The organism is Brucella sp. RRSP16, from assembly GCF_052246815.1.
GTDB classification, from domain to species: Bacteria; Pseudomonadota; Alphaproteobacteria; order Rhizobiales; family Rhizobiaceae; genus Brucella; species Brucella intermedia.
Window position 1 is genome coordinate 1 of record NZ_JBQQAM010000008.1, and the last position, 26,346, is coordinate 26,346.

Genomic DNA, 26,346 nt, shown 5'->3' on the forward strand with positions numbered 1-26,346 from the left:
AGCGGGATTATATTCGCATCGCAGCACTACCGGACGCAGAAACAGCGCTCCAGTTCATCGACGGATGGATCGAGGACTATAATGAAATCCATCCACATTCCGCGCTCAAGATGGCTTCCCCACGGCAGTTCATCAGGGCTAAATCAAACTAGCCGACCTGTCCGGTGAAATGGGGAGCACTCCAGGAACCGCTCAAGACGGTTGACGAAATCCATAATGTTAGGGCGGACTGTGCTTGTCCGGCGGGACATATTTGTTTTGACCCATTCGTCAGCGTCTTCCGTGCTGGCGCGCTCGCCCGTCTGTGAACCGACAAGGATCTTGACCGGTATCGAGATGGAAGCTGCGAACGCCTGGAGGGCGATGGCAAAGAAGTGTTCCGGGCTCGGCAGTGTGACGCCAAGTGTCTTGGCAGTCATGCCCTGCATCATCAGCAGCTTGTCAAAGCCGCGTTGCCAGTCCTCGACCTGATCATTCATGCGGTCGACAAGTTCATCCACCGGTACGCCCATGATCTTGGCCATTTCGTCAAGCTTGGCCTCGGCGTCGACTTCGAGCACTGGCGCGGACTTCGCGTTCTTCCAGAAGCCCTCGCCGCCTGCGCCGCTGACCTTCTCCAAGGTGATCAGGTCGTTGTAACCGGGCTCAAGTAACGAACGGCAATCCAGCGTTCCATCCCGCGACCAGACAATCACCCGATCTGGATGCAGCATGAACTGGCGGGGCTGGCGAGTTTCTTCTCCTACGCTGGCCTCATTGAACTGATACATCAGCGGCTGACCGTAGGTATCGGAAAGTTCATCCGTATCCCACTGCGAGACCTGCAGCTGGCCTTCCCACGCCGGGAGTACTTCGACCAGCCCCAAAAGACCGCCGGGCACCGTATCAACCGGCTCCGAGAACTTCTTGTTGTCCGCCAGACGAAGGATCAGACCGGAGTACGACCCAACCAATGACCGGCGATCTGTCTCAGCAATGCGTGACCAGATGCGCAGGTCTTCGAACCGTTGACGAATATCGGCTTCAAGCTTCGTCTCCTCGGTTCTCTTGCCCTCTGACCCGTCACGCTGCTTTTCCTGAAGGAATGGATTGTCCTGCCAGGTCTTCAATATTGTCTTGTCAACACCAGCTGCGGCAATACCGTTTCGGCGGTACATGCCATACACCATATCGAACGTCAGGTTTTCAGGATATCCGAAATCAGCGTAATGATTATGCTTGGCAGCGCTGAAGTAGCCCGGGAACATAACGTCGAGCCGACGCGCCGCGGCATTGGCCAAGGCTCGAATTGGGTTCATCGGTGCTTCTTTCTAAGGAACATTGCGACGTTTTTCTCGTCACCAAGCATCAATTCAGTGATTGCCCATACAAGGGCGTCTGCACGGTCGGGTGCCCCATCCTTCCGGCGACAACTGACAAGTGCCATCTTCAAGAATGTAAGCGTGACCGTCTACCCCACGGCCGGCGACAACGATGCCGATATCGTCGCCACCGTCATCACCACGCGTGCCTGATGGATCGACAGCGACCACGATACGAACAAGCTCTGGCGCCTGTTTCACTCGCAAGCTGTCTATACCTGGCATTATCTTGCCGTCGGCAGCCGTGCGGTCATCCAGCGCCCACAAGGCGCCGTTGACTTCACTTGCCCATTCGCCCGCTTCAAAACGAAGCCGCTTTGGTGCTGACATCGAGGCCAGCACGTCGAAATACTCCGCCGGCAGATTATCGGCATTATCGGAAGGGTTAACCTTCATCTCGACGTAGTCGTCGGGATTAGGAAGCGCCTCTTTCGTGCCAGGCTTCATTTTCGCCCGGAATAGCTGAAAGCTCCAATGCAGTTTTGACGGCGGGTTACAGTCGAAATAGGCCTTGAGCGCCAGATACTGCCGTCCGGTGGCTTTCGCTATTTGAGCCGCGAGCTCACACTTCTGGGCCAGTCGGGACATTGCGGTTTCAACCGATGCCCAAGGTATTTGGCTGCTTTCGTTGAAATAGAGCGTTGCGTATTCCTGCCCGAGAATCTTCTCAACGCGCTCCTTGTCGTCCAAGCCCGCAATCCAGACCTGAGAACCGTTCGGTAACTCGACATAGAAGTCAGTCTTATCGAACCGCACGCGCAGCGATGGGAAGCAAAGCTTCAGAACCTTCGGCAGAGTGTCGGACCAAACCGAGGTCTTGGCGTGATTGAACCGGAAACGGAAAATGACATGCCGAGAGCCTGGCGCATTGATTGCCCGCTGAACGATGGCTCGGACAAGCACGAAGGTCTTCCCCGACCGGGAGCCGCCGCGCAGCATGATGTTGCGCGCAGGACCAGCCAATAGGCGGTTAGCCTGTCGCTGTTTCTCCGTAAGTTGAATTGAAGCCATGTCTCACAGTTCAGCGTCCTCTTGCGACACAGTCAGAGATATCCCACCGGAATGCTCGTGCTTCTCAATGAACATCCCGAGGTGTTTACCAATGTCGACAAGCGCGGCCTTCTTGTCATGCAGCTTCAACTTGATCCCGCCGGTAGAATTCTGGCTGATCTCTGCGATAGCCGCCGCCGTGTCGTCGTCAATTTCGTCGCTCGATACGAGCTGCACGTTATTCGTGACCACATTCTTGACGACGAGCACGTCACCGCCATCGGGATTGTCTTCCTCGGTTACGAGCGAACCATGCCATTTGATGGCTTTCCGAATGTCCGAAAACCCGATCTTTGCCAGCTCTGCTAGAACTCGCTCTTTGGTGATCGCGAGCTTGTCGATGGCCTTTTCAGTGGCCTTGCGCTCTACCGTTTGTTCCCATTCGAGAAGCTCACTCACCCGTTTTGAAATGCTTTGTTTCCGCTTTAACGTCGCAGCATTCCCGCGGTTCGGTTTAAAGCCTGCAATCCTGTATGCTTCATCCGCAGTCTTTCCCTTTGCGAGCTCTTGCGCAAACGCTTCATGACGGGCATTTTTCAGAACAGGCATCGGCTAACCTTGGGGATTCGAGTATGGCGAAATGCGGACATTGCAATCATATCGGGACTAAGCTAACGGAAATATCTCCGTCAGGTGGCCGCTATAAAATGATGGCTGTTTGCTGTTCTAGCTGTAGCGCTATTCTTGGTGTTACCGACTACTTTAATTCCGGGACGCTGATACAATCCGTTGAGAAGAAGGTCGACACATTGAGATCAGAAGTTGGCTTTGTTAAATCCGCAGCGAATCAAATCCTGGACCTCCTGCGCAGACGCTAAACTTATACCGTTCTTGCTTTGGGGTGAGGGAAACGGTTAGCCGCTATGTAGAAATGGGAATAGAGGGGGAAAGATGAAACAACCGATATCGCTTCACGTGCTTTGCCGTACGGAAGGATTATTTCCGAAAGGTGTAGTCAAAATTGGGTCAAGCAAAGACAAAATCATTTACGATTCCATATCTTGGCGAGTGAAAAAACATGAGTTTGCAGGATTGGAGGGCAAGCCGTTTTTTTTACATGAATCAAAAACGCTACCATCTTATCGCAGCGGTATAATAATAAATCTTCGTGAAGAAGCCATCCCTGATAATAACGGCGAATTGCGTGCAATCGTACATTTTGAAGTTACGAAAGATGCCCCAAAGCCGTCTATGTGGCCGAGCACCGACAATCCAAATGAGTATTGCCGCGTGAATTACGACGATCCCTTGGAGAACTTACAGCGAAAGTAATTAGGGAGCAGATTCTCAGTCGTTACCAATTCCGCGGCCAATTCTAATCCCTCGTCTGCATCACGGCTTTGACAACAGCCTCAGACCGGTGATCGAGATGCACGTCCAACATATCGTGCATCCTTCGCCGGATATCCTCGGCGCTATCCCTGTCACCACGCATTGCGGCGGCGAAGTGCTGTCGCTGAAGGCCAAGAATGTCTTGCCATGCGGCTTCGGCCAATACGACTGGATCAGGCATCAGACAGTAAAGCTCACGTTCCCGTTCTGCATATCTATCTCAATGCCATTGCTTGTCCGAAGCTTCCCGGACGTGATCTGTCCGATGTTTGCCTGATTGATCCAAAACTTTCCATCTTGGAAGATCAGAGGCTTGGTAATCTCTGGATTGATGACCAATTCCGGCCCAGCTTCACCTGTTACGATATTCTTGACGGTCTCCGCCCTTGGCAGCGCCATTGCAGGAACGGCAGCAGCTACAGGAGCGAGGCCGAGGAATTTGAGGAATGCTCTGCGTTGCATACGGGTTCTCCGGTAAGAATTGCGCGCTCTATCGCTGCGGCTGCGGCGGCATAGACATAAGAGACATGGTGTTGTTCTTTTCGCGCCGTGCAATTGCAGCGCAACGTTCCCGCTCCGCAAGGATAGCTTTGGCGATTGCCTCATACGCACCTGCCGCATACGTCCCATCAGGGAACTGATACGCTCCATCCAGCAATTCCGTTGCCAGTGCCATTATGTCGGCTGGTATATCTGCCATGCCTTTACCCCTTCGCCTTAAGCTCTGCTGCTACTGCTGCCTCGGTCTGGTGATCCAGGTAGGCGTCCATGTGCGCGAGTATCTGCTCTCTGATCATCTGGGCGTCGTCCATGTCTCCTCGCAGCACAGCGGCAAGGTGAAGGCGCTTGAGGCCAAGAATAGCTTGCCACGTGGCGTTAGCGAGGATGATGGGGCGGCGCATCAGTATCGTCCTAGCCGTTCCAGTTCGCCGGTAATGTGGCGGAAGCTATCCGATGTCCATTTAAACGATGCGGCCAAATATCGTTGAGCGCATCGAGATCGATTGGTGCAAAAAAACCGCCCGGCCAATACCGAGCGGTTTAAATCGACTGGAGATATTTCTGCTATTAGAACTTGTAGTTCAGCCCAACCCGTACAGTGTGAAAATTCACCTTGCTTTCCAGATTGTAGTTGAACAGATCCGCATCCGTATAGTTGATCAGGGTCCGCTTGCCGAGGTCGGTGTAGAGATACTCAGACTTCAGCGTCCAGTTGTTGTTGATCGCGTATTCAGCACCAGCACCGATCGTCCAACCTGCCTTGGTCTTCGAAGTGGATTCGCCAATGCTGTCCACACCGTCGGACAAGCTGTAGCCCGACTTGACCTTGCCGTAAGCAAGACCACCCGTACCGTAAACGAGCAAGCGCTCGGTAGCAGCATAGCCCAGACGAGCACGCACGGTACCGAACCATTCAATCTTGGTTTCGGCGTTCGCGCTAAGGCCGTCGGCATGGGCGGAGACATCACCCTTTACGGTTGAGCCTTGGAAGTCAGCTTCTGCGCCTACAACAAACCGATTGTCGAATTGCCAGTTGTAGCCAACCTGCACACCGCCAACAAATCCGCTTGCATTAAAGTTCACCGAACCAGAAACCAGCGTTTCATCCAACAGTTCGTCATAAACAGAGAATGGGTGCTTGAATTTCCCGCCAGCATAACCCGCATTGATACCAATGTAGCCGCCGGTCCACGAAAATGTGTCCACTGCGACTGGTGCTGGCTCTGCTACGATTGCGTCGGCAGCTTTCGCACCGGAAACAAAAGAAACAGCAATAGTGGAAGCGAGCAGAATCGATTTCAAACGCATATTACCCCCTTAGATGGACAAGAAAGATCAAAACTTTCAAGGATATCTAAATACCCATTTCCGCAACAATGTCTGTAGCCAAAGTGCAACACCCGCAGGTTAGATCAACCATTGGTTTAAAGGAGAGACACCCTTGTGTGAATATCCCTCCTTCTTTTTCCCCTTCATGTCTCGCGCTACCCGGATAAGTGGGACGGTACTGCATGAGGGCTGACTATTGATCCTGCATTTAGATAATCGCATTATCCTGATGGGAACAGGAGGCAGCAATGTATCAGATCAAGGTATTGGAACTCTTAGAAGACGGAACTTCACGGCCATACGAGTTCACCGAACTCGAAACCGCTCAAGAGTTTGTCCGACATGCCACGTTTGACCTTAAGGTATGGATCGAAGGCTACAATATCTTTGACCGTGACGACTTCTTGAAACTCCGGTCAATGCCGCAGGATGAGGCCATCCCGTTTTGATTGGTGCGCTAGTCGGACCCTTTCGGGCGAGGCTCTCACAATGTCTTTACGCCACCCTTAACCGACTACGGCTATCTTCGCTGGCCGTCAGCTACTTTCGAGGATCGGCGCTTGATACGCTCGAAGTGCGAAACGCCCTCGCATTCCGTTGAGGCACTCCCTCGAAACTTATCGCCCCTGAAGCACTTTGACTATGTTGGGGGTGACTTGCCCACGTGAAGCAGCATTGATATCGGAATGTGTGAGGCGTCCAGACGCCATGCCATTCGTCAATCTGGTGCAGTACACCCTCGGGGCGGATGATACCGACGTATTCGCTATTCTCGCTATTCCTTTACGCGTCTTAAACGGCTTATTGCGTATTCTCTGCGTGCAAGTGCGGATGAAATCGCTCTTTACTGCCGGACTTCCCTTTAATGCTTGCTGCCCCGTCGCGTAGGTCGATGCGCTCACGCCGCAACCGGATAAGAAAATCCCCGCTATAATCGCTGGAATAAGTACTTTCCCCATTTCCTCTCTCCTTTCAGAGAGAAGATTGGGGTAACCAAACGGGCTGGTCAATGAAAAATCAGCCCAGAAGCCAATGCCACTTAGCCTAAATGCCTGCCCAAAATGATCGTAAGCCCTGCCACTAATGCGATCACCGCCAGATACACGAACTTGAACAAGGTTGGCATTGGTAGTTTGAGGCAAACATATGCCACAGGCGCACAGATCAGCAATGTGAAGGCCGCTAAAAATGCGGTGAACATCGGCTCGCCTAAAACAAGAAGCGGCCCGAAGGCCGCTGAATTCTTATTCAGGCCGCAATTTTGCACCCTGAAACTATGCGCAGATTATTCTGCTTCGCCCGACATGACAAGACATTTATCCAACTTTCTTTCGAGCTTTCGTGAAAAATGTCGATAAAGTGCATTACAGGCGAGACGAATATCCCCGATCATATGAGGGAAGTATTGGTCATTCTCCAGCATGAACTGCACAGCAGCGAACAGGTTCGAGTTTCGTGTCTCTAGCTGTGCCTCTTCAATGACGCGGCGCGCATCGCTGTAGGCCTGCTTTGCCCGAACAACCCATTTGGCATATTCATCCGGGTCACAGGCGCCGACAGGACCCGTTTGATCGTAATGCGCGGCAGGAGAGCATTCGGCCTTACGCCGGTCGTTCAGCACTTCACGATAGCGCTCGGCGGCGTCGTACTGGCTTGTGCTGATGCCTTCCGATTTGTCGCGCTTGTACGCCATGTGAAGCCTACCGAGATTGTCGCTTGCCAGATCCGAAAGCGCTTCCGATGCTGTCATGCCGAATATCCTCATCCTCGCAAGCTGGGCCGCTTTTGCTGGCGGCTCCTTTGCTCGGCTAATCTGACCAGAAGGCGTGCGCAGAGCTCCTTCCTTCTTCGGCCTTCCGCGTTTCGCCTTGATCTTTGCCGCCTTCGTCCTGGCCATGTCCGTTCCTCGCTGCCTCAGTACTTCGCCAAAATCCAAAACCAAGCCACTATCGCGAAAGCCACACCTACGATTGCGAATGACGCTGGCCAGCCAATACCGTTCATGATTGCGTGATTGATCGCTTCGTCCATCGCCCTCTCCTATGCTGCTTCACGAGCTTCGAGTTCGTCCAGAACTTTCCGCGCTTCTGAAACTGTCAGCTTTTGATTGTTAAAGAACGCTATGCTCCGGCAGGCTATGACGAAGAAGCCTATAATCGCGCCAACCCATTGCAGCGCTGAACTTTCGAGATAAACGCCGATGGAAATAAGGCCCGCAAACGTAAGGAAAGTGCCGAAATCTCGCGCCCACGAGTTCCAAACATTTTCCTTGAGAACGATGACTTTCGTGTCCTTGAACGACATGCTTCTCTCCTATGCCGCTTGTTTGTGCGCCGCGCTGAAGGGTTGAAGCCCCTGCGCAATGCGGATTTCATCTGCCAGCGCAATCAGACCCGGCATGGACATACGTCTCCACTGGCCTTTGCCACGACGAACCTTGACGCCTCCGTGGGGCGCGCCGGCAACCTCATAGCCATATTCGGCCAAGAATGGTGCAAGCCCGTGGATGCCGGAAGACGTTCCCTGCTCGAACCGGCGGGCTCCATGCTTGGCGAGGTATTCATTGATCAAAACAGTTTCAGGTTTCATGATAGTGTTCCATGCTTGACAAAACGGGCTGGGCGGCGGTTTTCATGACTGATCATCGTATGGACCCGTCGATGCGCATCGGCTTCGCTGATCCCCATGATCCTGCCTATTTCCAGCGTGTCCTTGCCTTGACGCCAAAGACGAAATGCTTCGCCGTAAACCGCGTCTTTCTCTGCCATGTAACGGGTGATGGGCTGGCGCATCATGCTGCCCTCTTTGACTGGTCATCCCAACGGACGCCGTATCGGTCTTTTCCGTCGGTTGGTTGAAGTAGATTGCTTGGAACACGGCACCCGGCATCACCGGGCATTGGACCCCATACCGCTGAAATCCAGTTAGAATTTCTGCGGGCGTAGTTGAGACGCTTTTCCCATTCTGCTTCGAGAGTTTCTGGAGCTAACTCCGTGTCTGGGGTTATGATGCGCGCCGGTTTGGCAAGCCCCTCGCCTGCCTTGATGCGGTTGTTGTAAGCGTCTTTGATCGGTCCAACGAAGAACGACCACTTGCTAGCAGGGCTGTCGCCTCTGGCTCGCATTTGAGCGGCCTTTGCCCGGATGGCCGGGAGAATATCCGTTTCGAGATCAGCACCAGCCGACATCAGGCCAAATATTGGACTGCAATGGAAAGCTCCATGCGGTTGAATTTTATCTCCAGAGGCACTTACTGCAATCAGCCTTGAGGTCGGTGATAAATACAGCGTCACTCGCGGCGATGAACGCGGGTTAATCGTTCTACGAAAAGCTAAATCGTATACGGCTCCGCTTTTGCAAGAGCCGGAAACCATCAGATTCAGACCAACATTTGTGCTCGAATTTCTCGGAAATAATGCTGGGGTCTCTGCTCAAGAGCTGCCTCTAACCGATATCTCGTTCGAGCTGATTGACGGGACCTTGGTCGGACGTCTGCCGGACACCGTGCAAACATCTGCGCTTCAGGATCGCAAAAGAAGAGTTGCTGATGCGGACATTGACTGGCGCGACGTCGTCCGTGGATATTCCGGTGCTTCAGCGGCGTTGGCGTTGGATGCGCATAGAAATGCTTTGAAGGGCGAGACTTGCAAATCAGTTCCGATTTCCGAGGCACATATGATTTGGCTGCTTAGAGAAGAAGGACATCGCGTTCAGCAGCTTAATGAGCGGCTATGGAAATTGGACGATAGCACGGCAACGCTTGGCGACCTGATTCAGCTAGCTCGGAAATATGAAGACGGATTAGTACTTGTCGCAGCGTGACAGCATTAAAACACTGTAATCCGACAGCACCAAAACATTGTGATCCGACATTGAAAAAGGTTTCGCTGGAGGCCTTTTTTAGTTTGCAACTTACATTTTAGGGCGGCATTATTGGATTATCGATACCCAGTAGCTCAGGAACATTAATAGAGCGCAGGCATGACGTCTTAAGACGATGAATGAGGTGGCTGGTTTGAATCCAGTCTGGGTATCGAGCAGAAGGTCGCTTTCGCGGCCTTTTTTTGTTGCCCATTTTTGACGTTGCGACGGCCTATGTAACCTATATGTTACAAACTCAATTTTTCCTGATTTTTTCTGATTTGCGATGAGTTGCCGACAACTCGAATTACCGCTCGGGAATATGGCTTCCAACTTTCACGCCGACGTCGCACTATTCTACGTGAAGGGAGACCCGCCATGAAAATTCCGATACCAGAGTTTGACGAATTCGGCGACGAGATCGTCCGGCCAGTCGTATCTCATAGAGATGGTCTCATCGAGGTAGTCGACAATTTCGATGAGTGGTCGGCTTATACAAAAGAGCTCGAACGGAAGCGCGACGCCGCGATGCTGGAGCGCGGGGATATCAGCCAGGATGATCTCAGAAGGAAAAACGGCATGCTGCCTAGGTCGGTACTGGCGAAGGCTCGTATCATCGAGTGAAGAGCATCGGATAAAGAAATGGCCTGAATCCAGTTCTCTAGAATTCAGGCCATCCAAATGCTTTCTCAGCTCACAGTCGCCAGAGTTTGCTGAGGTCGGCCTTCAGCAAGGAAGACCCACAGGCCACGAGGACATCCGATTCTGCGACTGCAGACGTCCGCCTGAACCAATTATTGCCACCGGCGGCATTTGATTCAAGGAGGGTTTTCGGTGGCGGTTTCGGTGGCGGTAAAACAAAAGCCCCGAAGGGCTTAGCTGTAAGTCGTTGATTTTCTTGAAGAAAAATGGTGGGCGATGAGAGACTCGAACTCCCGACATCTTCGGTGTAAACGAAGCGCTCTACCAACTGAGCTAATCGCCCGACTGCTTCGCCAAGTGTCTGGCCAGTCGTTGTGAGAGCCGTTTAGGCAATTCGCGCGACGAGCGCAAGTGCAAAAATCAGCATCTGGCTTCTTTCTTGTATTTTTCTACAAGCACCTCCGTACTCCCGCCAAGGGACCAGTCAGACGCAGGAGAGCCGGCTGAAAGACACCGCATAAAGCCAAGCGTCGGCAAAGTCGGCAACCCGTGTTGATGATTGCTGAACAGAGCAGGTAAACAAATTGTCGGGGGCGGCGAGCATTCAGCCGCCGCCCTGAATTTTTATCCCGCCAGACGGTCAGGCGAACGCAGGATGGAAGCGCCGCCCGCCGCCTGCACTGCAAGGCTTCCATATTCGATACCGGCCGCGAGCGCCCGGTGCACATCGTGACCTTCAAGCCAGGAATCGATGAAACCGGCATTGAATGCATCGCCGGCCCCGGTCGTATCGACAACCGGCACATCCTTCGCCGCCATATGAATATTGGAATCAGCAGTGCGCAGCCACGCGCCCTCGCCGCCCCCCTTGAGAGCTACGACCGGGAAATGGGCCGCCAGCGCATCGAGTGCCTTTGCCGGGTCATCGTACCCGGTGATGGCCTGCGCTTCCTCGCGGTTTGGCAGGAAGATATCGACGCCTTCACAGGCGGCAAGCAGGCTTGGATCTTGGATCAGCGCATCGTCCCAACTTGGGTCGAGCGAGACGGATAGGCCCGCCGCCTTCGCCTGCTGCACGAGGTCAGGGATTTCGTGCAGCGTTGCAAATTCAGCAATATGCAAATGCCCCGCCTCCTTCCACTGCAAGGCAGCAGAAAGGGTTGTGGGAAGCGCCGAACCGGCGCGGCGCGACAGAAATGCGCGGTCATTGCCGATCACACTTGCCACCGTCACCTGCGGCCCGGCATCGTCGGCCCGCTCCAGAAAGCGCAGATCGACACCGTCGATCTTCAAATCCGGCTCAAGCCCGCGTGACAGTCCGTCGAAGCCCAGCCGCGCAACCAGCGCAACCGCCCTTCCCGCATGGGCAAGATGCGCCGCGGAAATGAAGGCCCCGCCTCCGGCCGCCATCTTCATGCTTTCGGCAAAGACCTCGCGTCCCGGCTGCGGCAGCGATTGCAGCCCGGTGAAGATGAGGTCGCAATAAATCCGTCCGATGCTGAGGACAGCGGGACGCCTGAACTGTTGCGGCATCATAGGCGGCCCAGACTCTTCTCGGTCTTGGCATCGAAGAGATAAAGGCTCCCGGCAGGCGCAGCCACGGAAAGCGTGCCGCCCGTTGCGGGAATGACCTTGCCGGGTGCCGTTGCAATGACCGAAACGCCGTTGACATCGAGATGCACGAGCGTTTCTGCACCAAGCGGTTCAACCGCCGTCACCGTACCGGTGAGCGACAGGCCATTGGCCGTTCCCTTCTCGACCTTGAGGTCGTGCGGGCGAACGCCGATCAGAATGTCGCCATCGGGTGCAAGTTCGACGCCCGCACCGCTTCGGCGACCGGCAATCAGATTCATCGACGGGCTGCCGATGAAACGTGCCGTAAACACGTCAGTCGGATTATCATAAAGCTCTGTCGGTGTGCCGGTCTGAAGAATACGACCATCCCGCATGACGACGATGCGGTCGGCCATGGTCATGGCCTCGACCTGATCGTGGGTCACATAAACGGTCGTCGTCTTGAGGCGCTGATGCAAGCGCTTGATTTCAATGCGCATTTGCGCGCGAAGCTGGGCATCGAGATTCGACAGCGGCTCATCGAACAGGAAGGCCGACGGATTGCGCACCATGGCGCGGCCGATGGCGACGCGCTGGCGCTGGCCACCGGACAACGCTGCCGGGCGACGGTCGAGATAGGGTTCCAGCCCCAGCGCCTTGCCGGTTTCCTCGATGCGCTTGTCTTTCTCGGCTTTGGACAGCTTCGAAGTGTAAAGCCCGAAACCGATGTTCTGGCGCACGGTCATATGCGGATAGATCGCATAGTTCTGGAACACCATGGCGATGTTGCGTTGTTTGGGGTCACGTTCATTGACGACTTCACCGCCGATCTTGAGATGACCGCCAGAAATATCCTCAAGCCCTGCAATCATGCGCAAGGTGGTGGACTTGCCACAGCCTGAAGGCCCGACAAAAACGACGAATTCGCCGTCCTTGATCTGGAGATCGATTGCCCGGACCGCCTCGACCTTGCCATAACGCTTGACCAGCTTTTCAAGTTCGATGGTTGCCATCAGCGTGCCTCCACAAGTGCACTGAATTTCTCATTGAGTTCGCGAGCAGCCTTGGCTTCTGCGGCTGCATGATCGAAAGCCACCGCCTTGAAGCGATCTGCTTCCGCCTTATGCCGGGCAAGCGCTGCATTCATCGCGGCCGGTGCCGGACCGCCGAGACGATCACGCACAGCCACGAAATGCTGCGGCGACACCAGTTCTTCAAACTTCCCACGCCCGAAGGATGGTTCGCGTCCCGCGGATTCGCGGAATGCTTCAAGGAAGGGTTCGAAACCATCCTTTTCCAGACCGCCGCCCATCGACACGACAGCGCGAGCAACCTTGGCCGCGATTTCATGCGCCTGGCGGAAAGAGAGATTTTCCATACGGACCAACGAGTCCGCCAGTTCCGTGATCGTGATGCAGGAACGTCGGATGTTTTCCGCGACACGGGCCGGATCGATGCGGATCGCACCGATGAAAGCGGCCAGAAGATCGAGCACGCGATCCGCGGAGGCGAATGCCTCATATCCCATCTGCTGCGTTTCGCCTTCACTGTCGTTCATGTCTGTGAAGGGCGTGTTGTGCATCACATCCAGAACAGTGCGGGCGCGGCCCATGGTCTGGCTTGCCAGATGGCGCATATGTTCCACCGGAACCGGATTGCGCTTCTGCGGCATGATCGATGAAATCTGCACGAAGGCATTCGGCACATAAATCTGCCCGACCTCGAAACTGGTCCAGAACTGGAAGTCCTGAATGAGACGCCCGAGATGGACGAACATCAGTTCCAGCGCCGAATAGGTCGAGGTGATGTAATCCACCGCTGCGATGCAGCTATAGGAATTGGACAAGGGGGCGGCAAAGCCCAGCAGGCCAGCGACCTGTGCGCGATCGATCGGGAAGCCTGAGGTGGTGATGGCCGCCGCCCCCATGGGCGACATGTTGACGATGGCGCGCGCGGCTTCCATCCGTTCCATATCGCGAATGAGAACCTCGATTGCCGCCGAAAGATAATGGCCGAAAGTCGATGGCTGCGCAGGTTGGCCGTGCGTATAGGCGACGATCAGCGTCTGCTTTTCGCGTTCCGCAGCTTCAATCATCGCATCCAGCAGGTTGCGCGCCTGCGCCATCAGCGTATCGATGCGGGCCTTCAGGCCGAGCTTGAACAGCGTATGGTCGATATCGTTGCGCGAACGCGCCGTGTGAAGGCGACCGGCAATATCGGCGCCGATCCGCGCTTTCAGCTCCTTCTCGATGAGGAAGAAAAAGTCCTCCACCTCACCGGTATAGGTCAGTTTCGCAGGATCGATTTCCCTGTCGATTGCTTCCAGCGCACCGGCAATGGCTGCAGCCTGTTGGCGGTCGAGAATGCCGGTTTCAACCAGCATGACGAGATGGGCGCGGTCGATGCGGCGAAAGCCATCGACATGGTGGGTCTTGGCGCCGTCAAAAAGCGGGCGAAGCACGGTTTCCTTGTAAACCGGATCGGGGAATACGCTTTTATCGGACAGCCGTGGATCAAGATCGGACATGTTCAACCCTTGAGGCCAGCAAGCATGACACCGCGCACGATGTAACGCTGGAGAAGAAGAAAGACGACGAGCGTGGGAAGCGTGGCGATGGCTGCGCCGGTCATGATCATTTCCCACTGGATGGACTGCTCGACGGCGAAGCTAGAAAGCCCGACCGGCAGCGTGTAAAGCTCCGGGCTGGTGGCAACGATCAGCGGCCAGAAGAATGCGGTCCAGTTGCCGAGGAAGGTGAAGATTGCGAGCGCCGAGAGCGCAGGCGTCACCAGCGGCATGGCCACTTTCCACCATATCTGGAATTCGTTGAGACCATCGACGCGGGCAGCTTCCAGGAAGTCGTTGGGAACGCCTTCAAAGAACTGCTTCATGAGGAAGGTGCCGAAGGCCGTCATCATGCCGGGGAACATGATGCCCCAGTAGCTGTCCAGCCAGCCGAGCTTGCTCGACATCAGATACCACGGGATCACCAGCATTTCGGTGGGGATCATCAGCGTGGACAAAATGGCGAGGAAGATGAAATAGCGTCCGCGAAACTGGAATTTCGCCAGCGTATAGCCGACGAGACTGTCGAAGAAGACGTTCGACAGCGTGACCACGACTGCAACGATCATCGAATTCAGGAACCAGCGGATGAAGCGGCCATCGGCGAGAATGGTGACATAGTTTTGCAATGTCGGCTCTGCCGGGATCAGGCGCAGGTCGTAGACCTGCCCTGCCGTCTTGAGCGAGGTGGAGAACATGAAGGCCAGCGGCGTGATCATGATGAGGCCGCCGATAAGCAGCAATGTCCATGTCACGATGCGACCGGGCCGCAGGTTCTGGAACGGGAGCGGTTTGTTTTGAGCGGACGCTGTCATTTCTTTTCCCTCAGGATCCAGAGCTGCAACAGCGAAACGCAAAGCAGGATGGTGAAGAGCACGACGGTTTGCGCAGCCGCATAACCCATCGCATAGGAGGAAAACGCCGTCTGATAGATCATCAGCACCAGCGGCTTGGTTGAGCCGAGCGGCCCGCCTGGATCATTCGTGGTCATGTTGTAGACCTGATCGAAGATGCGCAGGAAGCCGATGGACGAGAAGACGACGAGGAATACCGTAGTGGGCTTCAAAAGCGGGATCGTGATCTTGCGCAGGATCGCCCATTCGCCGAGGCCGTCGATGCGTGCGGCTTCATAGAAAGTGTTGGGAACAGCGCGCAGGCCCGCCATGAAGATGATGATCTGGAAACCGAGGCCGGCCCAGATGGACGTCGCCATGATCGCATAGAGACCCTGATCGACCGAGCGCAGGAAACCCTGCTGCGGAAGACCCAGTGCATTCAGGATATTATTGATGAAACCGATAGGCGCAGGCTGGTAGAACCAGCGCCAGACCCATGCCATGGCAGCCGCCGTGGTGAGATAAGGCAGGAAATAGAGAGCACGGATAAAGCCGTGCATGATGCGCACACGATCCAGAAAATAAGCGATCGTGAACGCCACCACGAGGCTGATCGGTGTGCCGACCAGAAGATAGGTGAAGGTGTTCCGGAACACTTTCCAGAATTCGGGATCGGCAAAAAGCTTCTGGTAATTGGCGAAGCCGATGAACTTTGGCGGGTTCATCAGATCCCAATCGGTAAGCGACAGCCAGAAAGCCTCTATCGTGGGGTAAAAGCGGATGACCGAATAGAACAGGATCGGGAGAGCCAGAAAGCTCCACACCCAGATCAACCGTCTTGTGCGCATGGAAAGGCGATCCGTCAGGCGGTTGCCCGAAGGCTCCTTCGCCGTGCCGCCTGTTGCAGTCGTCCCGGCTACAGTCGTTGTCATGTTTCAAGATCCTTCGGTTGCGGCGAGGCCGTACCTCGCCGCAATTTCAAAGCCTGTTACTTGGCTGCGTCGAGCACTTCCTGCTCGGTCTTGGCGGCCTGTTCGAGAGATTCCTTGACCGGCTGCTTTTCCAGAATGACGCGGTTGGCCATGTCGACCGCAGTCTGGCGCTGCTTCAGTTCGTCCACGAACATGGTCGTGTGCGCATATTCCAGACCTTTCAGGAACGGACCGTAGATCGGATCGGCAAGGTTCGTTTCCGTCAGGGCCGCCGAACGGCGCGCAGGCAGTTCGCCTACGTCCTTAAGCCAGATTTCCATGGCTTCCGGCGAGGAGATGTAGTTCAGGAACTTCTTGGCAGCTTCGAGTTTCTCACCGCTTGCCTTGGCGCTGATGCCGTTGGCGAAGTAGCTGGCATAGTTGGAGCGCACGCCTTCCGCATTGGCCGGAAGCTCGGTCACACCCCATTCGAAGTCCTTGATGGTGCGGAACGAACCGAGACGGAAGGTGCCGTCGATGGTCATGGCTGCCATGCCGGCACGGAAAGCCGCCTGCCCTTCGTCCATGAACTTGACTTCGCCGACCTTATGTTCGGTCTGGAGACCGGTATAGAAGGCAAGCGCCTTTTCACCGGCAGCGTCATTATAGGCGACCTTACGGTCGTTGTCGGTGTAAGGCTGACCGCCGAACTGGCGCACCAGAACCTCACGCCACCAATGCTGGTCCTGCCCCGGCATGTCGAGCGTGATGCCTTCGGCCAGAAGATTGCCGGAAGCGTCGCGCTTCGTCGTCTTCTTTGCGGCTTCGACCATTTCATCCAGCGTCTTGGGCGGATTGTTCGGGTCGAGACCGGCTTCGGTGAAGAGCTTCTTGTTGTAGAAAAGCGCCAGTGAACGCACGGCGGTCGGCAGACCGTAATATTCATCGCCGCGCTTCATCGCCGAAACGATCGGGAAGAATTCGCTTTCGATCTTGTCATGCGGGAACGCGTCCTGCGGCAGCGGCTGCAGAATGCCGCCAGCCACGAACTTGTCGAGCCAGCCGTAGAAAAGCTGCATCACGTCCGGGCTCTTGCCAGCCATCTTGGCTGCGATAACGCGCGTCTGATAGTCGTCGTAAGGGAACGTGACCTGCTTGACCTTGATATCCGGATTGGCCTTTTCGAAATTCTCGATCAGCTTGTCCATCGCCTTGACGCGTGTCTCAAAGACATACTGCCAATATTCGATTTCGACAGCCTGCGCGGCATTGATCGCAAAGGTGCTGAGCCCTGCAACCAGACCTGCCAATAACAGCTTGCGCATTTAAACCTCCCTATTGCCCCGCCCACCGGTACGAATGCGGTCCCAGGCACGGCCACGGAGATGCCTGGCATCATCCGCTTATTCCACCACATGCCGCGCAGGTCGTGCGCAGCGCCCATTTTCCTCACGCAGGAACCCACTTCCCCACATGAGCAAGAGCAGTCTTCACCACCCTCTCTTACGGTTCAATGTTGCGAGCGTTTTGTCAATAAGATAATTTAGTTGAATTAATATATTGCTGTTAGAAACAGCCCGCGATATCTCTCTGACGGGAGACAGGAGGGACCATGACATCGAAATCGGACGGCGCACCGGTCACCGCATATGCGACCGCTGCAAGCGGGGCGCTTGCGGTTACCCTCGGCAAGAATCCCGAACGAATCCGCGATCATAACCGGCGCGTGGTGCTTGACGTCGTGCGCCGGCATGGGCCGCTTGGCCGTATGCACATCGCCCGCCTGACCCACCTGACTGCACAGGCCATCGCCAATATCGTCGACGAACTGGTTTCAGAGAACCTGTTGATGCAGCTCGGGCGGCTGAAAACGGGGCGCGGCCAGCCGCCGATCCAGTTCGCGGTCAATCCTGAAGGCGCGATGACCATCGGCGTCGAAATGGGATCGACGCATATGGTAACGACTGCCCTCGATCTTTCCGGCAAGCCCCGCACGCAGCACGTACGCCCGATCTATGATGTCAGCCCCGACAAGCTTTCCGCGCAGTTGCGAAAGGAAGTCGATGCAGTAAAGACTTCGTTTCCGGCGCGCCTCCTCGGCATAGGCGTGGTGATGCCGGGGCCCTTTGACATTGAAGGCATGAGTTCGGTTGGACCGACCACCCTGCCCGGCTGGTCCGGAATCGACGCGGCGGCGGTTTTGAGCGAAGCCTGCGGAGAACCCGTCCTGGTCGAAAACGATGCCAATGCCGCCGCCGTTGGTGAACGCCTGTTCGGTGCGGGCCATGCCATTTCCAACTTCGCCATGATCTATTTCGGGGCCGGTATCGGGCTCGGCATGATCCAGGAAGGCGCACCGTTTCGCGGTGCTTTCGGCAATGCCGGTGAAATCGGCCATATCGTCATTACACCCAATGGACGTGGCTGCGCCTGCGGCCAGAATGGCTGTCTTGAAACCTATGCCTCGCTTCATGCCCTGCGTGAAAAGCTTCATGCGGCGGGCATCGGGGAAACCGATTTCGACGCGCTCCAGAAACTGCACGAAGCCCGCAATCCGGTTCTGATGGGCTGGGTGCAGGAAGCTGCCGACCATCTGGCGCCAATGATCGCCATGATCGAAAATATCCTCGATCCCGAGACGATCATATTGGGCGGCATGTTGCCCGATGCGATTATCGACGACCTGATCTGGCACATGGGTGGCCTGCCGATTTCGGTCGCGAGCCGCCGCGCCCGCGCATTGCCGCGCGTTATTCGCGGACAGACGGGACAGTTTACCGCTGCTCTGGGCGCCGCATCCCTTCCGATGTTCGAGGCCATGACGCCGAAGCTCGATACCAATTCGGAAGTCTGATCATGCTGACCGCCCGCCAGCGCATTGAGCGCCAGAAATCGTCCCCCGCCCTCGTCCGCCTGCATCGGGCGCTCGGCAGGCTACGCTCCACCGTGACGCTGATGCATACCGGCGCGCATCCGGACGACGAGCAAAGCGGCCTTATGGCCTATTTGCGGTTCGGACTTGGTATGCGGGTGGTGATCGCCTGTTCGACGCGGGGCGAAGGTGGGCAGAACGCGCTCGGCCCGGAACGCGGCGGTGCGCTCGGCGTCATCCGCAGCCGCGAGATGGAGGAAGCGGCGCGCATTCTCGATTGCGACGTGCATTGGCTCGGCCACGGGCCTGACGATTGCGTCCACGATTTCGGCTTTTCCAAGGATGGTGACGGCACATTTGCCCATTGGGGAGAGGAGCAGACCATCGAGCGGCTCGTTCGCGCCTATCGCGCCGAGCGCCCGGATATCGTGCTGCCTACCTTTCTCGATGTTCCCGGCCAGCACGGCCACCATCGCGCCATGACCCGGGCCGCCGAACGGGCTATACGGCTCGCCGCCGATCCCGATGCCTTTCCTGAACATTTTGCTGACGGGCTGACGCCGTGGCAGGTAGCGAAATTCTATCTTCCTGCATGGTCAGGCGGTGGCGATACATATGATGACGAACTTCCGCCGCCGGACGCAACATTGACGCTTCATGCCAGTGGCCGGGAAGAGGCAACGGGCGCGGATTTTGACCGCATTGGCGAGTGGTCGCGTGCCTGCCACGCCACTCAAGGCATGGGTCAATGGCCGGAAAAGCCAAAGGTCGAATGGCCGCTGCATCTGAAACTGCCGGATAGCCGTTCGGAAAAGACAATTCTTGAGGGACTACCGGAAACCCTCGCCGTTCTCGCCGATGGGCTGGCATTTGAAAATCGGAAGCAGCTTTTTCATGTTCATGAATCCGTCGAACAGGCCATTGCAGCGTTTCCGGATCGTGAAGCCATCACCAAAAACCTTGCCGATGCGGCGAAAAGCCTGAAAAAAGTCCTGACCAGCGCACCTGATGGTTTTCTCCTGCTGCATGGCCACAGGCTGGAGCGCAAGCGGCAGGAAATCGATGCTGCCCTGATCGAAGCGGCGTCGCTGTTCGAGCGTGCTTATCTGGAACAGCCGATATTGGCGTCGGGGGATGAGACAAGGCTCGTCATCGAGCATGGCTCCGGAGCGGCAGAAATCGCAATAATGGCTGAACCTGTCCTGCCTGAAACCTGTTCTATCGCCTGCGAGCAGCAAACCTCGGAAGGAAAGGTTTTCACCGTCTCGCTCATGGAAGACGCGGCACCTTCCCCGCTTTTCGAGCCTGCATGGCGGTCGCTTGGCGGTAACGGGCAAGCCTTTGTCCGGCTAAGGGCGCAGTTTGACGACCATCTGGCGGAGTGCGGCTTCGATCTCGAAGAGCCATTCGCTATTGTTCCCCCCGCTTCACTGAAGTTCGATCCGCCTGCCGTCATTATATCCGGCGGAGAAGAACATTTGCCGGTCAGGCTTGTTGTCGACGGCAGGGCTGAACGGATTGCTTTCACACCGCAAAACGGCTGGAACATAAGCCTGAACGGTCAGAGCGCCGTGCTGCATGGGCCTTCCGCTCCGAAACCGGGCCTGACAAACCTCCAAGCTGCGATCAACGAAAACCCCGCCTGGCAGATGCAGTTTACCGACTATCCGCATATTGGCAGAACCGTGTGGCGCGAGCCTGCAGTGCTGCCGGTGCTGGTCCTTGACGTAAAACTGCCTAATGCACGCATCGGCTACATCGGCGGCGGTGCCGACAATGTCGACCTTTGGTTGAAACGCATGGGATTCGACGTTACCGACCTCGAAGCGCACCATCTTGCGGGCGATCTTTCACAATTCACCACAATCGTGGTCGGAATATTTGCCTTCGGCATACGCGACGACCTCGCAGCAGCGACAGCCAGGCTGCACCGCTTCGTAGAAGATGGCGGGCATCTCGTGACGCTCTATCATCGGCCATCCGATGCTTGGCATCCCGACCAAACGCCGCCGCGAAAACTGACGATTGGCTCCCCCTCGTTGCGCTGGCGCGTTACGAAACCCGATGCGGCGGTTACAGTTCTTAAGCCTGAACACCCACTGCTCGTCGGCCCCAATGTCATTAGCGAAGTGGATTGGGATGGCTGGCACAAGGAACGCGGGCTTTATTTCGCCTCCGCATGGGATGATGCTTATCAGCCGCTGCTTTCAATGCACGATGATGGAGAGCAACCGCTTTATGGCGCACTTGTTTCGGCCCAAATTGGCAAAGGCCGTCATACGCATACGAGTCTTGTATTGCACCACCAGCTCGACAAGCTCGTCCCCGGCGCTTTCCGTTTGATCGCAAATCTTATGCAACCTGCGGAATAACTGGCATATGACGCCCCCATGAAATATTCATGACGCTCACACCTTCCGAGAGGAATTATTTTTCTTTATTTTTCATTTCACTATTTAATTTTTCTTGAGTTTCCTTTGCCGAAAAATTTCGCTCTATCACAACGTGTATTTGACTCATGGAGATGAATTATCATGCGCAATCTGGTACGTGTTTCTTTGGCCGGTCTTTTCCTCGGCGCAAACCTTGCCACGGCTTTCGCTCAGGCAACGCCGGAGCAGATGGAAATGGCCTATAATGCCGCCCGCAATCAGCTTGGCGTTCTCCAGTACTGCCAGGAAAAGGGTTATACCGATGGCGGCGCCATCGAAATCCAGACGAAAATGATCGCGCTTATCCCAGCTCCAGCCGACACGTCCAAGGCCGAAGCTGCCGAAGCAACCGGCAAGCAGGGCAAGGTTTCCGCGATGGGTATGGAGCAGGATATTGCCACGAGCGCAAAAGCGCAGAACCTCTCTGAGGAAAAGCTCTGCCAGACCATGGCCGATGCCGTTAAGCAGGCTGGCGCTCAGCTGCCGCAGTAAGGTGGACGACAACCACCCGAGAATGGAGCCTCGCGCAAGCGGGGCTCTTTGCTATCTGCAACCCTGCATTCAGCAATTCTCCAATGTCCTTCATGGCGAAGTTTCGAATTTCATTTTGTATTCAGCACTTTATTAAGCATATGCAATACTCACCTTCCGTTTACCATGCAACTTAAGAGGGTGAACATAATTGCCGGATAGTTTGCTCGCAGGTCACAACGACCGCTAAACAAACAAAAATGATCTCAGGAGCAACACATGACCAAGCTTATCGCACGCTTTCGTAAAAATGAATCCGGCGCAACCGCCATTGAATACGGCCTCATCGCAGCCCTGATCGCTGTCGTCATTATTGGCGCGACGACGGCTTTGGGAACTAACATCAGCGAAAAGTTTACCGAAATCGCTACCAAGATCGGTGCTGCGAAGTCTCAGTAATCTCTGATAATGACTCCGAACACCTCAACCGCCCTCCGGGGCGGTTTTGTCTTTTGGAGTGCTTTTTACCTGTCCAAGCAACTTTTGAAACGTTATTGCGTTATTCAACAGGCTTGCAGCATCAGCTCGAAATGAGTGTCGTTGACGTGGAGATATGGAGTAAGCTAACCAAGCTAACGTTCTGTAATCTTTATTGATTATGGGTTAGCAATAGAAATGCGCATAATCCCTCTAAATAGTGGTTCGCCGCGTGGTTATTGCGTTTCCAGCGCTGACCCCGGCCTTTCGGGAGTAGCGAACATGTCATTGAAATCCATTTTACTTGCGCTTGGCATCGGCGCTGCCAGCCTGACGCTTAGCGGCTGCGTGTCCGAAGGCTATTACGGCGACGGTTACGATCCCTATTATTCGCGCGGCAGCTATATCGGCACCGGCGTCATTTATGACAGCGGCGGCTATTACCGCGATTATCGTCGTTACCCGCGTTACTATCGAGATTCTGGTTATCGCTATCGCGACGGTTATCGTTACCGCGACCGCGACAGGGATAGGAACCGTCCAAGCTACAACAGGCCGGACCGCCCCCGCCCGCCGCGTCCCGAACGTCCGTCATCCGGAGCCCCTGTCGTAGAGCGGCCCGGACCGAATACGGTTCCGGTTTTCCGACCGATCAGGCGCGAGTCGCATAACTGACAGCATGCCACCAGACAAAACACCCGCCGACATCCGGCGGGTGTTTTATTTGATATAGCGGCGTTTGGGTCAGAACCTGATCACATATTCCTTGCGGGTGGTTTCGATGACTTCCCAACTGCCCTTGAAGCCCGGTCGGATGACAAAACTGTCCCCGGCCCCGACTTCCCGGCTCCCGCCGCCGTCCTCGCTGACGATGGAGCGGCCGGAAAGAATGTGGCAGAACTCCCATTCGTCATATTCGATACGCCATTTTCCCGGCGTACTCTCCCATATGCCTGCAAAAAGCGTTCCTTCGGCGTTCTCCTCCAAGTTCCAGGTGCGGAATTCGGGGCTACCTGAAAGAATGCGCTCCCGTGGGGGAGCGCCTTCTTCCGGCTCGATGCCGGAAAGGTTGAAATTGAGAAACCGGCTCATCGATCAGACCTTCGCCAGCGCCTGTTCCAAATCGGCGATGATATCATCAGCATCCTCGATACCGATGGAAAGGCGCACCACATCCGGTCCCGCACCCGCAGCCACCTTCTGTTCGTCGGTCAGCTGACGGTGGGTGGTGGATGCCGGGTGGATGACCAGCGAGCGCGTGTCACCAATATTGGCAAGCAGGGAGAAGAGGTCGAGGCTGTCGACGAATTTCACGCCAGCGTCGTATCCGCCCTTAAGGCCGAAAGTGAACACCGAGCCGGCCCCCTTCGGTGCGTATTTCTGCTGGAGCGCATGGAATTTATCATGCGGCAGTCCGGCATAATTGACCCACGATACCTTGTCGTGACCGTGCAGCCAGGAAGCAACCTTCAACGCGTTGTCGCTGTGGCGCTGAATGCGCAGCGGCAGCGTTTCCACGCCTGTCAGTATCTGGAACGCATTGAACGGTGAAATGGCAGGCCCGAAATCCCGCAAGCCCAGAACACGGGCAGCGATAGCAAAGGAAATATTTCCGAAAGTCTTGTGCAGTTCCAGGCCGGCATAGTCCGGGCGCGGTTCTGTGAGAAGCGGGTAATTGCCGGACTTCGCCCAGTCGAATGTGCCGCCATCGACCAGAATGCCGCCCATCGAATTGCCGTGACCGCCGATAAACTTGGTCAGCGAATGGACGACAATATCCGCACCGTGCTCAATCGGGCGCACCAGATAGGGCGATGCGAGCGTGTTGTCCACGATCAGCGGCAGGCCGTGCTTGTGCGCGATTTCGGCAATCGCCTCGATATCCACCACAATACCACCCGGATTGGCGAAGCTTTCGATGAAGATGGCGCGGGTCCGATCGTCAATCTGCTTGGCGAAATCGGTAGGATTGGTAGCATCGGCCCAGCGCACATGCCAGTCGAAAGACTTGAACGACTGGCCGAACTGGTTGATCGAGCCGCCATAGAGCTGCCGCGCTGCGATGAAATTGTCGCCCGGTCGCAGAAGCGTGTGGAACACGAGCAGCTGTGCCGCATGGCCCGATGCGGTCGCGACCGCCGCCGTGCCGCCTTCAAGCGCGGCAATGCGCTCTTCCAGAACCGCCGTGGTCGGGTTGGTGATGCGCGTATAGATATTGCCGAAAGCCTGAAGGCCGAACAGGGATGCCGCGTGGTCGGCGTCCTCGAACACGAAAGATGTGGTCTGGTAGATCGGCGTTGCACGCGCACCCGTCGTTGGATCGGGCTTCGCGCCTGCGTGGACAGCCAGCGTTTCAATTCCGGGCGAACGTTTCGACATGATTTCCTCCAGCGTCTAAGCCTCAATGATGACAGGACGTTATGCGTTGCCGCCAGGAAAGCAAAGGTGGATTTTCCACCAGATGGCGGAATCGCAGAATTTAAATCCAAAACGTTCTATTTAGCGATCAGGCGGGGGTATTCGATGGCTGGACAACGGTCCATAACGACGGTCAGACCTGCTTCGCGAGCGCGGTTTCCCGCTTCTTCGTGCACCACACCGAGCTGCGTCCACAGGACTTTCGGCCTCGGCTGCATGGCCAGCACCTCATCGACGATTCCCGGCAGCGAATAGGGTTCGCGGAAGACATCGACCATGTCCACCGGCTCATCGATATCCGCCAGCCGGGCCACCACGCGCTGGCCGTGAATATCCTTCCCCGCCTGCCCCGGATTGACCGGAATCACGCGGTAACCCTTGGAAAGCAGGAACTCCATCACGCCATTGCTCGGGCGCTCCGGCTTCGGAGAAGCGCCGAGAAGCGCTATGGTTCTGACGGAAAGGAGAATTTCGCGAATCTGGTCGTCGGAAGGATTTTGCATCTCTGTTCCCTTCGAATGGCTGGAGCCAGTGCTTGCATAGAGGCACATGCACCCCTTATTGAGTACTTAAGTTGGGAGGAATGCATGATTATCAATACCACGCATCGCACAGGCGTCGGCCCCGTGATGACAATCGGGGATCTGCAAGCTTTCATGAAACGCGAGTTCCCACAGCTTGGCGACACATTCGAGATCACGGCAATCGACGATGGTTCTGCAACGATGCGCCTTCATGCCGACGAGCAGCATCTGCGACCGGGCGGCACCGTGTCCGGCCCTTCGCTTTTTGCCTTAGCCGACGTAACCGCCTATGCCGCCATACTCGCCCATATCGGTCCGGTTGCCCTGGCGGTAACGACCAGCCTGAACATCAATTTCCTGCGCAAGCCATCACCCGGAGCAATCGATGCCGTGGCGCATCTCCTGAAACTCGGGAAGCGTCTCGCGGTGCTCGAAATCAGCCTGACCGATGGTGCAAACGGCGAACTCGTCGCCCACGCGACGGCCACCTATTCGATCCCGCCGCGCTAAAAATGATGTAAAATATACGGTATTATAATACCAAATATCTAACTTATTGATTTTGTTAATTTTTAAACGAGCGCCCGGATTAAAGGGCTTGACGGAAGCGTCAACATTGTATATCGACCCGCCGGAAGCGAGCAGAAGTAATCTTTTGCCCGCTCGTTCGGGTTGGATCAGTCCAACACAAGCAACAAAAAAAGCCCGGTTCGCAAGGACAGGGATCAAGTCAAGGAAGACTTCAATGGCAACTTTCTCTCAGAAGCCGGCTGAAGTGGTGAAGAAGTGGGTACTGATCGACGCCGAAGGTCTCGTCGTCGGCCGTCTCGCATCGCTCGTCGCCAATCGCCTGCGTGGCAAGCACAAAGCAACCTTCACCCCGCATGTTGACGATGGCGACAATGTCATCATCATCAATGCCGACAAGGTTGTTCTGACCGGCAACAAGTATGCCGACAAGAAATATTACTGGCACACCGGCCATCCGGGCGGCATCAAGGAGCGCACTGCTCGCCAGATCCTCGAAGGCCGTTTCCCGGAACGCGTTCTTGAGAAGGCAATCGAGCGCATGATCCCGCGTGGTCCGCTCGGCCGTCGCCAGATGAAGAACCTGCGCGTTTATGCAGGCCCGAACCATCAGCATGAAGCTCAGCAGCCGGAAGTCCTCGACGTCGCAGCGCTGAACCGCAAGAACAAAGGGAATGCATAA

At 55.8% G+C, this 26,346-nt stretch carries 31 protein-coding genes, 1 tRNA gene and 1 pseudogene; 13 read left to right on the forward strand and 20 right to left on the reverse strand.

Features of this window, described 5'->3' with window-relative positions:
• The coding region (locus ACS5UA_RS13615; protein ID WP_443101218.1) for an integrase core domain-containing protein at positions 1-152 on the forward strand (152 nt) is incomplete at its 5' end.
• On the opposite strand, the gene ACS5UA_RS13620 is transcribed toward ACS5UA_RS13615, so the two are convergent.
• The 3 genes and pseudogenes from ACS5UA_RS13620 to ACS5UA_RS13630 all read right to left on the reverse strand — a co-directional run bounded on the left by ACS5UA_RS13620 (position 144) and on the right by ACS5UA_RS13630 (position 2,960).
• Positions 144-1,280 (reverse strand): anti-CBASS protein Acb1 family protein, encoded by a 1,137-nt coding sequence (locus ACS5UA_RS13620; protein ID WP_278501917.1) that lies wholly within the window; start codon positions 1,278-1,280, stop codon positions 144-146. The two genes, ACS5UA_RS13615 and ACS5UA_RS13620, sit on opposite strands and share 9 nt — an antisense overlap.
• A 105-nt stretch (positions 1,281-1,385) precedes the next feature.
• A pseudogene (locus ACS5UA_RS13625) lies at positions 1,386-2,372 on the reverse strand (phage terminase large subunit); the annotation flags it as partial.
• 3 nt (positions 2,373-2,375) lie between these two features.
• Positions 2,376-2,960, reverse strand: coding sequence for a terminase small subunit (locus ACS5UA_RS13630; protein WP_196108523.1), 585 nt, complete (start codon positions 2,958-2,960; stop codon positions 2,376-2,378).
• A gap of 342 nt (positions 2,961-3,302) precedes the next feature.
• Between ACS5UA_RS13630 and ACS5UA_RS13635 the strand changes: the two genes are divergently transcribed.
• Positions 3,303-3,683 carry a hypothetical protein gene (locus ACS5UA_RS13635; RefSeq protein ID WP_162718818.1) on the forward strand — a complete coding sequence of 127 codons (381 nt, stop codon included), beginning with the start codon at positions 3,303-3,305 and terminating at the stop codon, positions 3,681-3,683.
• A gap of 240 nt (positions 3,684-3,923) precedes the next feature.
• On the opposite strand, the gene ACS5UA_RS13640 is transcribed toward ACS5UA_RS13635, so the two are convergent.
• Both ACS5UA_RS13640 and ACS5UA_RS13645 read right to left on the reverse strand, forming a co-directional pair.
• Positions 3,924-4,205: a hypothetical protein gene (locus ACS5UA_RS13640; RefSeq protein ID WP_112701458.1), complete on the reverse strand. Its 282-nt coding sequence runs from the start codon at positions 4,203-4,205 to the stop codon at positions 3,924-3,926.
• A gap of 28 nt (positions 4,206-4,233) precedes the next feature.
• Positions 4,234-4,443 carry a hypothetical protein gene (locus ACS5UA_RS13645; protein ID WP_196108522.1) on the reverse strand — a complete coding sequence of 70 codons (210 nt, stop codon included), beginning with the start codon at positions 4,441-4,443 and terminating at the stop codon, positions 4,234-4,236.
• Between ACS5UA_RS13645 and ACS5UA_RS13650 the strand changes: the two genes are divergently transcribed.
• Positions 4,442-4,732 carry a hypothetical protein gene (locus ACS5UA_RS13650; RefSeq protein ID WP_162718819.1) on the forward strand — a complete coding sequence of 97 codons (291 nt, stop codon included), beginning with the start codon at positions 4,442-4,444 and terminating at the stop codon, positions 4,730-4,732. The genes ACS5UA_RS13645 and ACS5UA_RS13650 overlap by 2 nt on opposite strands.
• A gap of 79 nt (positions 4,733-4,811) precedes the next feature.
• On the opposite strand, the gene ACS5UA_RS13655 is transcribed toward ACS5UA_RS13650, so the two are convergent.
• Positions 4,812-5,546, reverse strand: coding sequence for an outer membrane protein (locus ACS5UA_RS13655; protein ID WP_112701567.1), 735 nt, complete (start codon positions 5,544-5,546; stop codon positions 4,812-4,814).
• A gap of 275 nt (positions 5,547-5,821) precedes the next feature.
• On the opposite strand from ACS5UA_RS13655, the gene ACS5UA_RS13660 reads away from it, so the two are divergent.
• Entirely contained in the window at positions 5,822-6,022 is a 201-nt protein-coding gene (locus ACS5UA_RS13660; RefSeq protein ID WP_112701460.1) for a hypothetical protein, read from the forward strand.
• A gap of 836 nt (positions 6,023-6,858) precedes the next feature.
• Here ACS5UA_RS13660 and ACS5UA_RS13665 read toward each other — a convergent pair.
• The 4 genes from ACS5UA_RS13665 to ACS5UA_RS13680 all read right to left on the reverse strand — a co-directional run bounded on the left by ACS5UA_RS13665 (position 6,859) and on the right by ACS5UA_RS13680 (position 8,368).
• Positions 6,859-7,470: a hypothetical protein gene (locus ACS5UA_RS13665; RefSeq protein WP_443101482.1), complete on the reverse strand. Its 612-nt coding sequence runs from the start codon at positions 7,468-7,470 to the stop codon at positions 6,859-6,861.
• Between the two features lie 143 nt (positions 7,471-7,613).
• Complete coding sequence (locus tag ACS5UA_RS13670; protein ID WP_112701462.1) at positions 7,614-7,877, reverse strand: hypothetical protein; 264 nt, start codon at positions 7,875-7,877, stop codon at positions 7,614-7,616.
• 9 nt (positions 7,878-7,886) lie between these two features.
• Positions 7,887-8,162, reverse strand: a complete 276-nt coding sequence (locus tag ACS5UA_RS13675; protein ID WP_112701463.1) for a hypothetical protein — start codon at positions 8,160-8,162, stop codon at positions 7,887-7,889.
• Positions 8,159-8,368 carry a hypothetical protein gene (locus tag ACS5UA_RS13680; RefSeq protein ID WP_113463544.1) on the reverse strand — a complete coding sequence of 70 codons (210 nt, stop codon included), beginning with the start codon at positions 8,366-8,368 and terminating at the stop codon, positions 8,159-8,161. The genes ACS5UA_RS13675 and ACS5UA_RS13680 overlap by 4 nt, the downstream gene beginning before the upstream one ends.
• Before the next feature lie 558 nt (positions 8,369-8,926).
• Here ACS5UA_RS13680 and ACS5UA_RS13685 point away from each other — a divergent pair.
• Together ACS5UA_RS13685 and ACS5UA_RS13690 are read left to right on the forward strand one after the other, a co-directional pair.
• Positions 8,927-9,394 (forward strand): hypothetical protein, encoded by a 468-nt coding sequence (locus ACS5UA_RS13685; RefSeq protein ID WP_162718820.1) that lies wholly within the window; start codon positions 8,927-8,929, stop codon positions 9,392-9,394.
• A gap of 417 nt (positions 9,395-9,811) precedes the next feature.
• Positions 9,812-10,057, forward strand: coding sequence for a hypothetical protein (locus tag ACS5UA_RS13690; RefSeq protein WP_112701466.1), 246 nt, complete (start codon positions 9,812-9,814; stop codon positions 10,055-10,057).
• Positions 10,058-10,342: 285 nt separating this feature from the next.
• On the opposite strand, the gene ACS5UA_RS13695 is transcribed toward ACS5UA_RS13690, so the two are convergent.
• The 7 genes from ACS5UA_RS13695 to ACS5UA_RS13725 all read right to left on the reverse strand — a co-directional run bounded on the left by ACS5UA_RS13695 (position 10,343) and on the right by ACS5UA_RS13725 (position 17,267).
• A tRNA-Val gene (locus tag ACS5UA_RS13695) sits at positions 10,343-10,418 on the reverse strand.
• Between the two features lie 281 nt (positions 10,419-10,699).
• A complete protein-coding gene (locus tag ACS5UA_RS13700; protein ID WP_100648471.1) occupies positions 10,700-11,611 on the reverse strand; it encodes a carbohydrate kinase family protein in 912 nt (303 codons plus the stop codon).
• Complete coding sequence (locus ACS5UA_RS13705; RefSeq protein ID WP_196108520.1) at positions 11,608-12,642, reverse strand: ABC transporter ATP-binding protein; 1,035 nt, start codon at positions 12,640-12,642, stop codon at positions 11,608-11,610. Before ACS5UA_RS13705 ends, ACS5UA_RS13700 begins: the two co-directional genes overlap by 4 nt.
• Complete coding sequence (gene argH / locus ACS5UA_RS13710) at positions 12,642-14,156, reverse strand: argininosuccinate lyase (protein ID WP_443101407.1); 1,515 nt, start codon at positions 14,154-14,156, stop codon at positions 12,642-12,644. Before argH ends, ACS5UA_RS13705 begins: the two co-directional genes overlap by 1 nt.
• Before the next feature lie 2 nt (positions 14,157-14,158).
• Entirely contained in the window at positions 14,159-15,010 is an 852-nt protein-coding gene (locus ACS5UA_RS13715; RefSeq protein WP_021587748.1) for a carbohydrate ABC transporter permease, read from the reverse strand.
• Complete coding sequence (locus tag ACS5UA_RS13720) at positions 15,007-15,879, reverse strand: carbohydrate ABC transporter permease (protein ID WP_036565766.1); 873 nt, start codon at positions 15,877-15,879, stop codon at positions 15,007-15,009. The genes ACS5UA_RS13715 and ACS5UA_RS13720 overlap by 4 nt, the downstream gene beginning before the upstream one ends.
• A 140-nt stretch (positions 15,880-16,019) precedes the next feature.
• Positions 16,020-17,267 carry an extracellular solute-binding protein gene (locus ACS5UA_RS13725; RefSeq protein ID WP_021587749.1) on the reverse strand — a complete coding sequence of 416 codons (1,248 nt, stop codon included), beginning with the start codon at positions 17,265-17,267 and terminating at the stop codon, positions 16,020-16,022.
• A 287-nt stretch (positions 17,268-17,554) separates the two neighbouring features.
• Between ACS5UA_RS13725 and ACS5UA_RS13730 the strand changes: the two genes are divergently transcribed.
• From ACS5UA_RS13730 to ACS5UA_RS13750, 5 genes are all read left to right on the forward strand, one after another.
• Positions 17,555-18,796, forward strand: a complete 1,242-nt coding sequence (locus ACS5UA_RS13730; protein WP_353392506.1) for an ROK family protein — start codon at positions 17,555-17,557, stop codon at positions 18,794-18,796.
• A gap of 2 nt (positions 18,797-18,798) precedes the next feature.
• Positions 18,799-21,186: a PIG-L family deacetylase gene (locus tag ACS5UA_RS13735; protein WP_112701469.1), complete on the forward strand. Its 2,388-nt coding sequence runs from the start codon at positions 18,799-18,801 to the stop codon at positions 21,184-21,186.
• 162 nt (positions 21,187-21,348) lie between these two features.
• Complete coding sequence (locus tag ACS5UA_RS13740; RefSeq protein ID WP_100648464.1) at positions 21,349-21,738, forward strand: pore-forming ESAT-6 family protein; 390 nt, start codon at positions 21,349-21,351, stop codon at positions 21,736-21,738.
• A 258-nt stretch (positions 21,739-21,996) separates the two neighbouring features.
• Positions 21,997-22,176 carry a Flp family type IVb pilin gene (locus ACS5UA_RS13745; RefSeq protein WP_353392504.1) on the forward strand — a complete coding sequence of 60 codons (180 nt, stop codon included), beginning with the start codon at positions 21,997-21,999 and terminating at the stop codon, positions 22,174-22,176.
• A 300-nt stretch (positions 22,177-22,476) separates the two neighbouring features.
• A complete protein-coding gene (locus ACS5UA_RS13750) occupies positions 22,477-22,869 on the forward strand; it encodes a hypothetical protein (RefSeq protein ID WP_006466525.1) in 393 nt (130 codons plus the stop codon).
• A gap of 69 nt (positions 22,870-22,938) precedes the next feature.
• Here the strand turns inward: ACS5UA_RS13750 and ACS5UA_RS13755 are convergent, their stop codons facing one another.
• The 3 genes from ACS5UA_RS13755 to ACS5UA_RS13765 all read right to left on the reverse strand — a co-directional run bounded on the left by ACS5UA_RS13755 (position 22,939) and on the right by ACS5UA_RS13765 (position 25,115).
• A complete protein-coding gene (locus ACS5UA_RS13755; RefSeq protein ID WP_112701472.1) occupies positions 22,939-23,286 on the reverse strand; it encodes a cupin domain-containing protein in 348 nt (115 codons plus the stop codon).
• A 3-nt stretch (positions 23,287-23,289) separates the two neighbouring features.
• Positions 23,290-24,573, reverse strand: coding sequence for an O-acetylhomoserine aminocarboxypropyltransferase (locus ACS5UA_RS13760; protein WP_006466523.1), 1,284 nt, complete (start codon positions 24,571-24,573; stop codon positions 23,290-23,292).
• 116 nt (positions 24,574-24,689) lie between these two features.
• Positions 24,690-25,115 (reverse strand): CoA-binding protein, encoded by a 426-nt coding sequence (locus ACS5UA_RS13765; RefSeq protein ID WP_006472814.1) that lies wholly within the window; start codon positions 25,113-25,115, stop codon positions 24,690-24,692.
• 84 nt (positions 25,116-25,199) lie between these two features.
• Between ACS5UA_RS13765 and ACS5UA_RS13770 the strand changes: the two genes are divergently transcribed.
• Together ACS5UA_RS13770 and rplM are read left to right on the forward strand one after the other, a co-directional pair.
• Positions 25,200-25,646, forward strand: coding sequence for a PaaI family thioesterase (locus tag ACS5UA_RS13770; RefSeq protein ID WP_006472813.1), 447 nt, complete (start codon positions 25,200-25,202; stop codon positions 25,644-25,646).
• 235 nt (positions 25,647-25,881) lie between these two features.
• Positions 25,882-26,346 (forward strand): 50S ribosomal protein L13, encoded by a 465-nt coding sequence (rplM, locus tag ACS5UA_RS13775; protein WP_006472812.1) that lies wholly within the window; start codon positions 25,882-25,884, stop codon positions 26,344-26,346.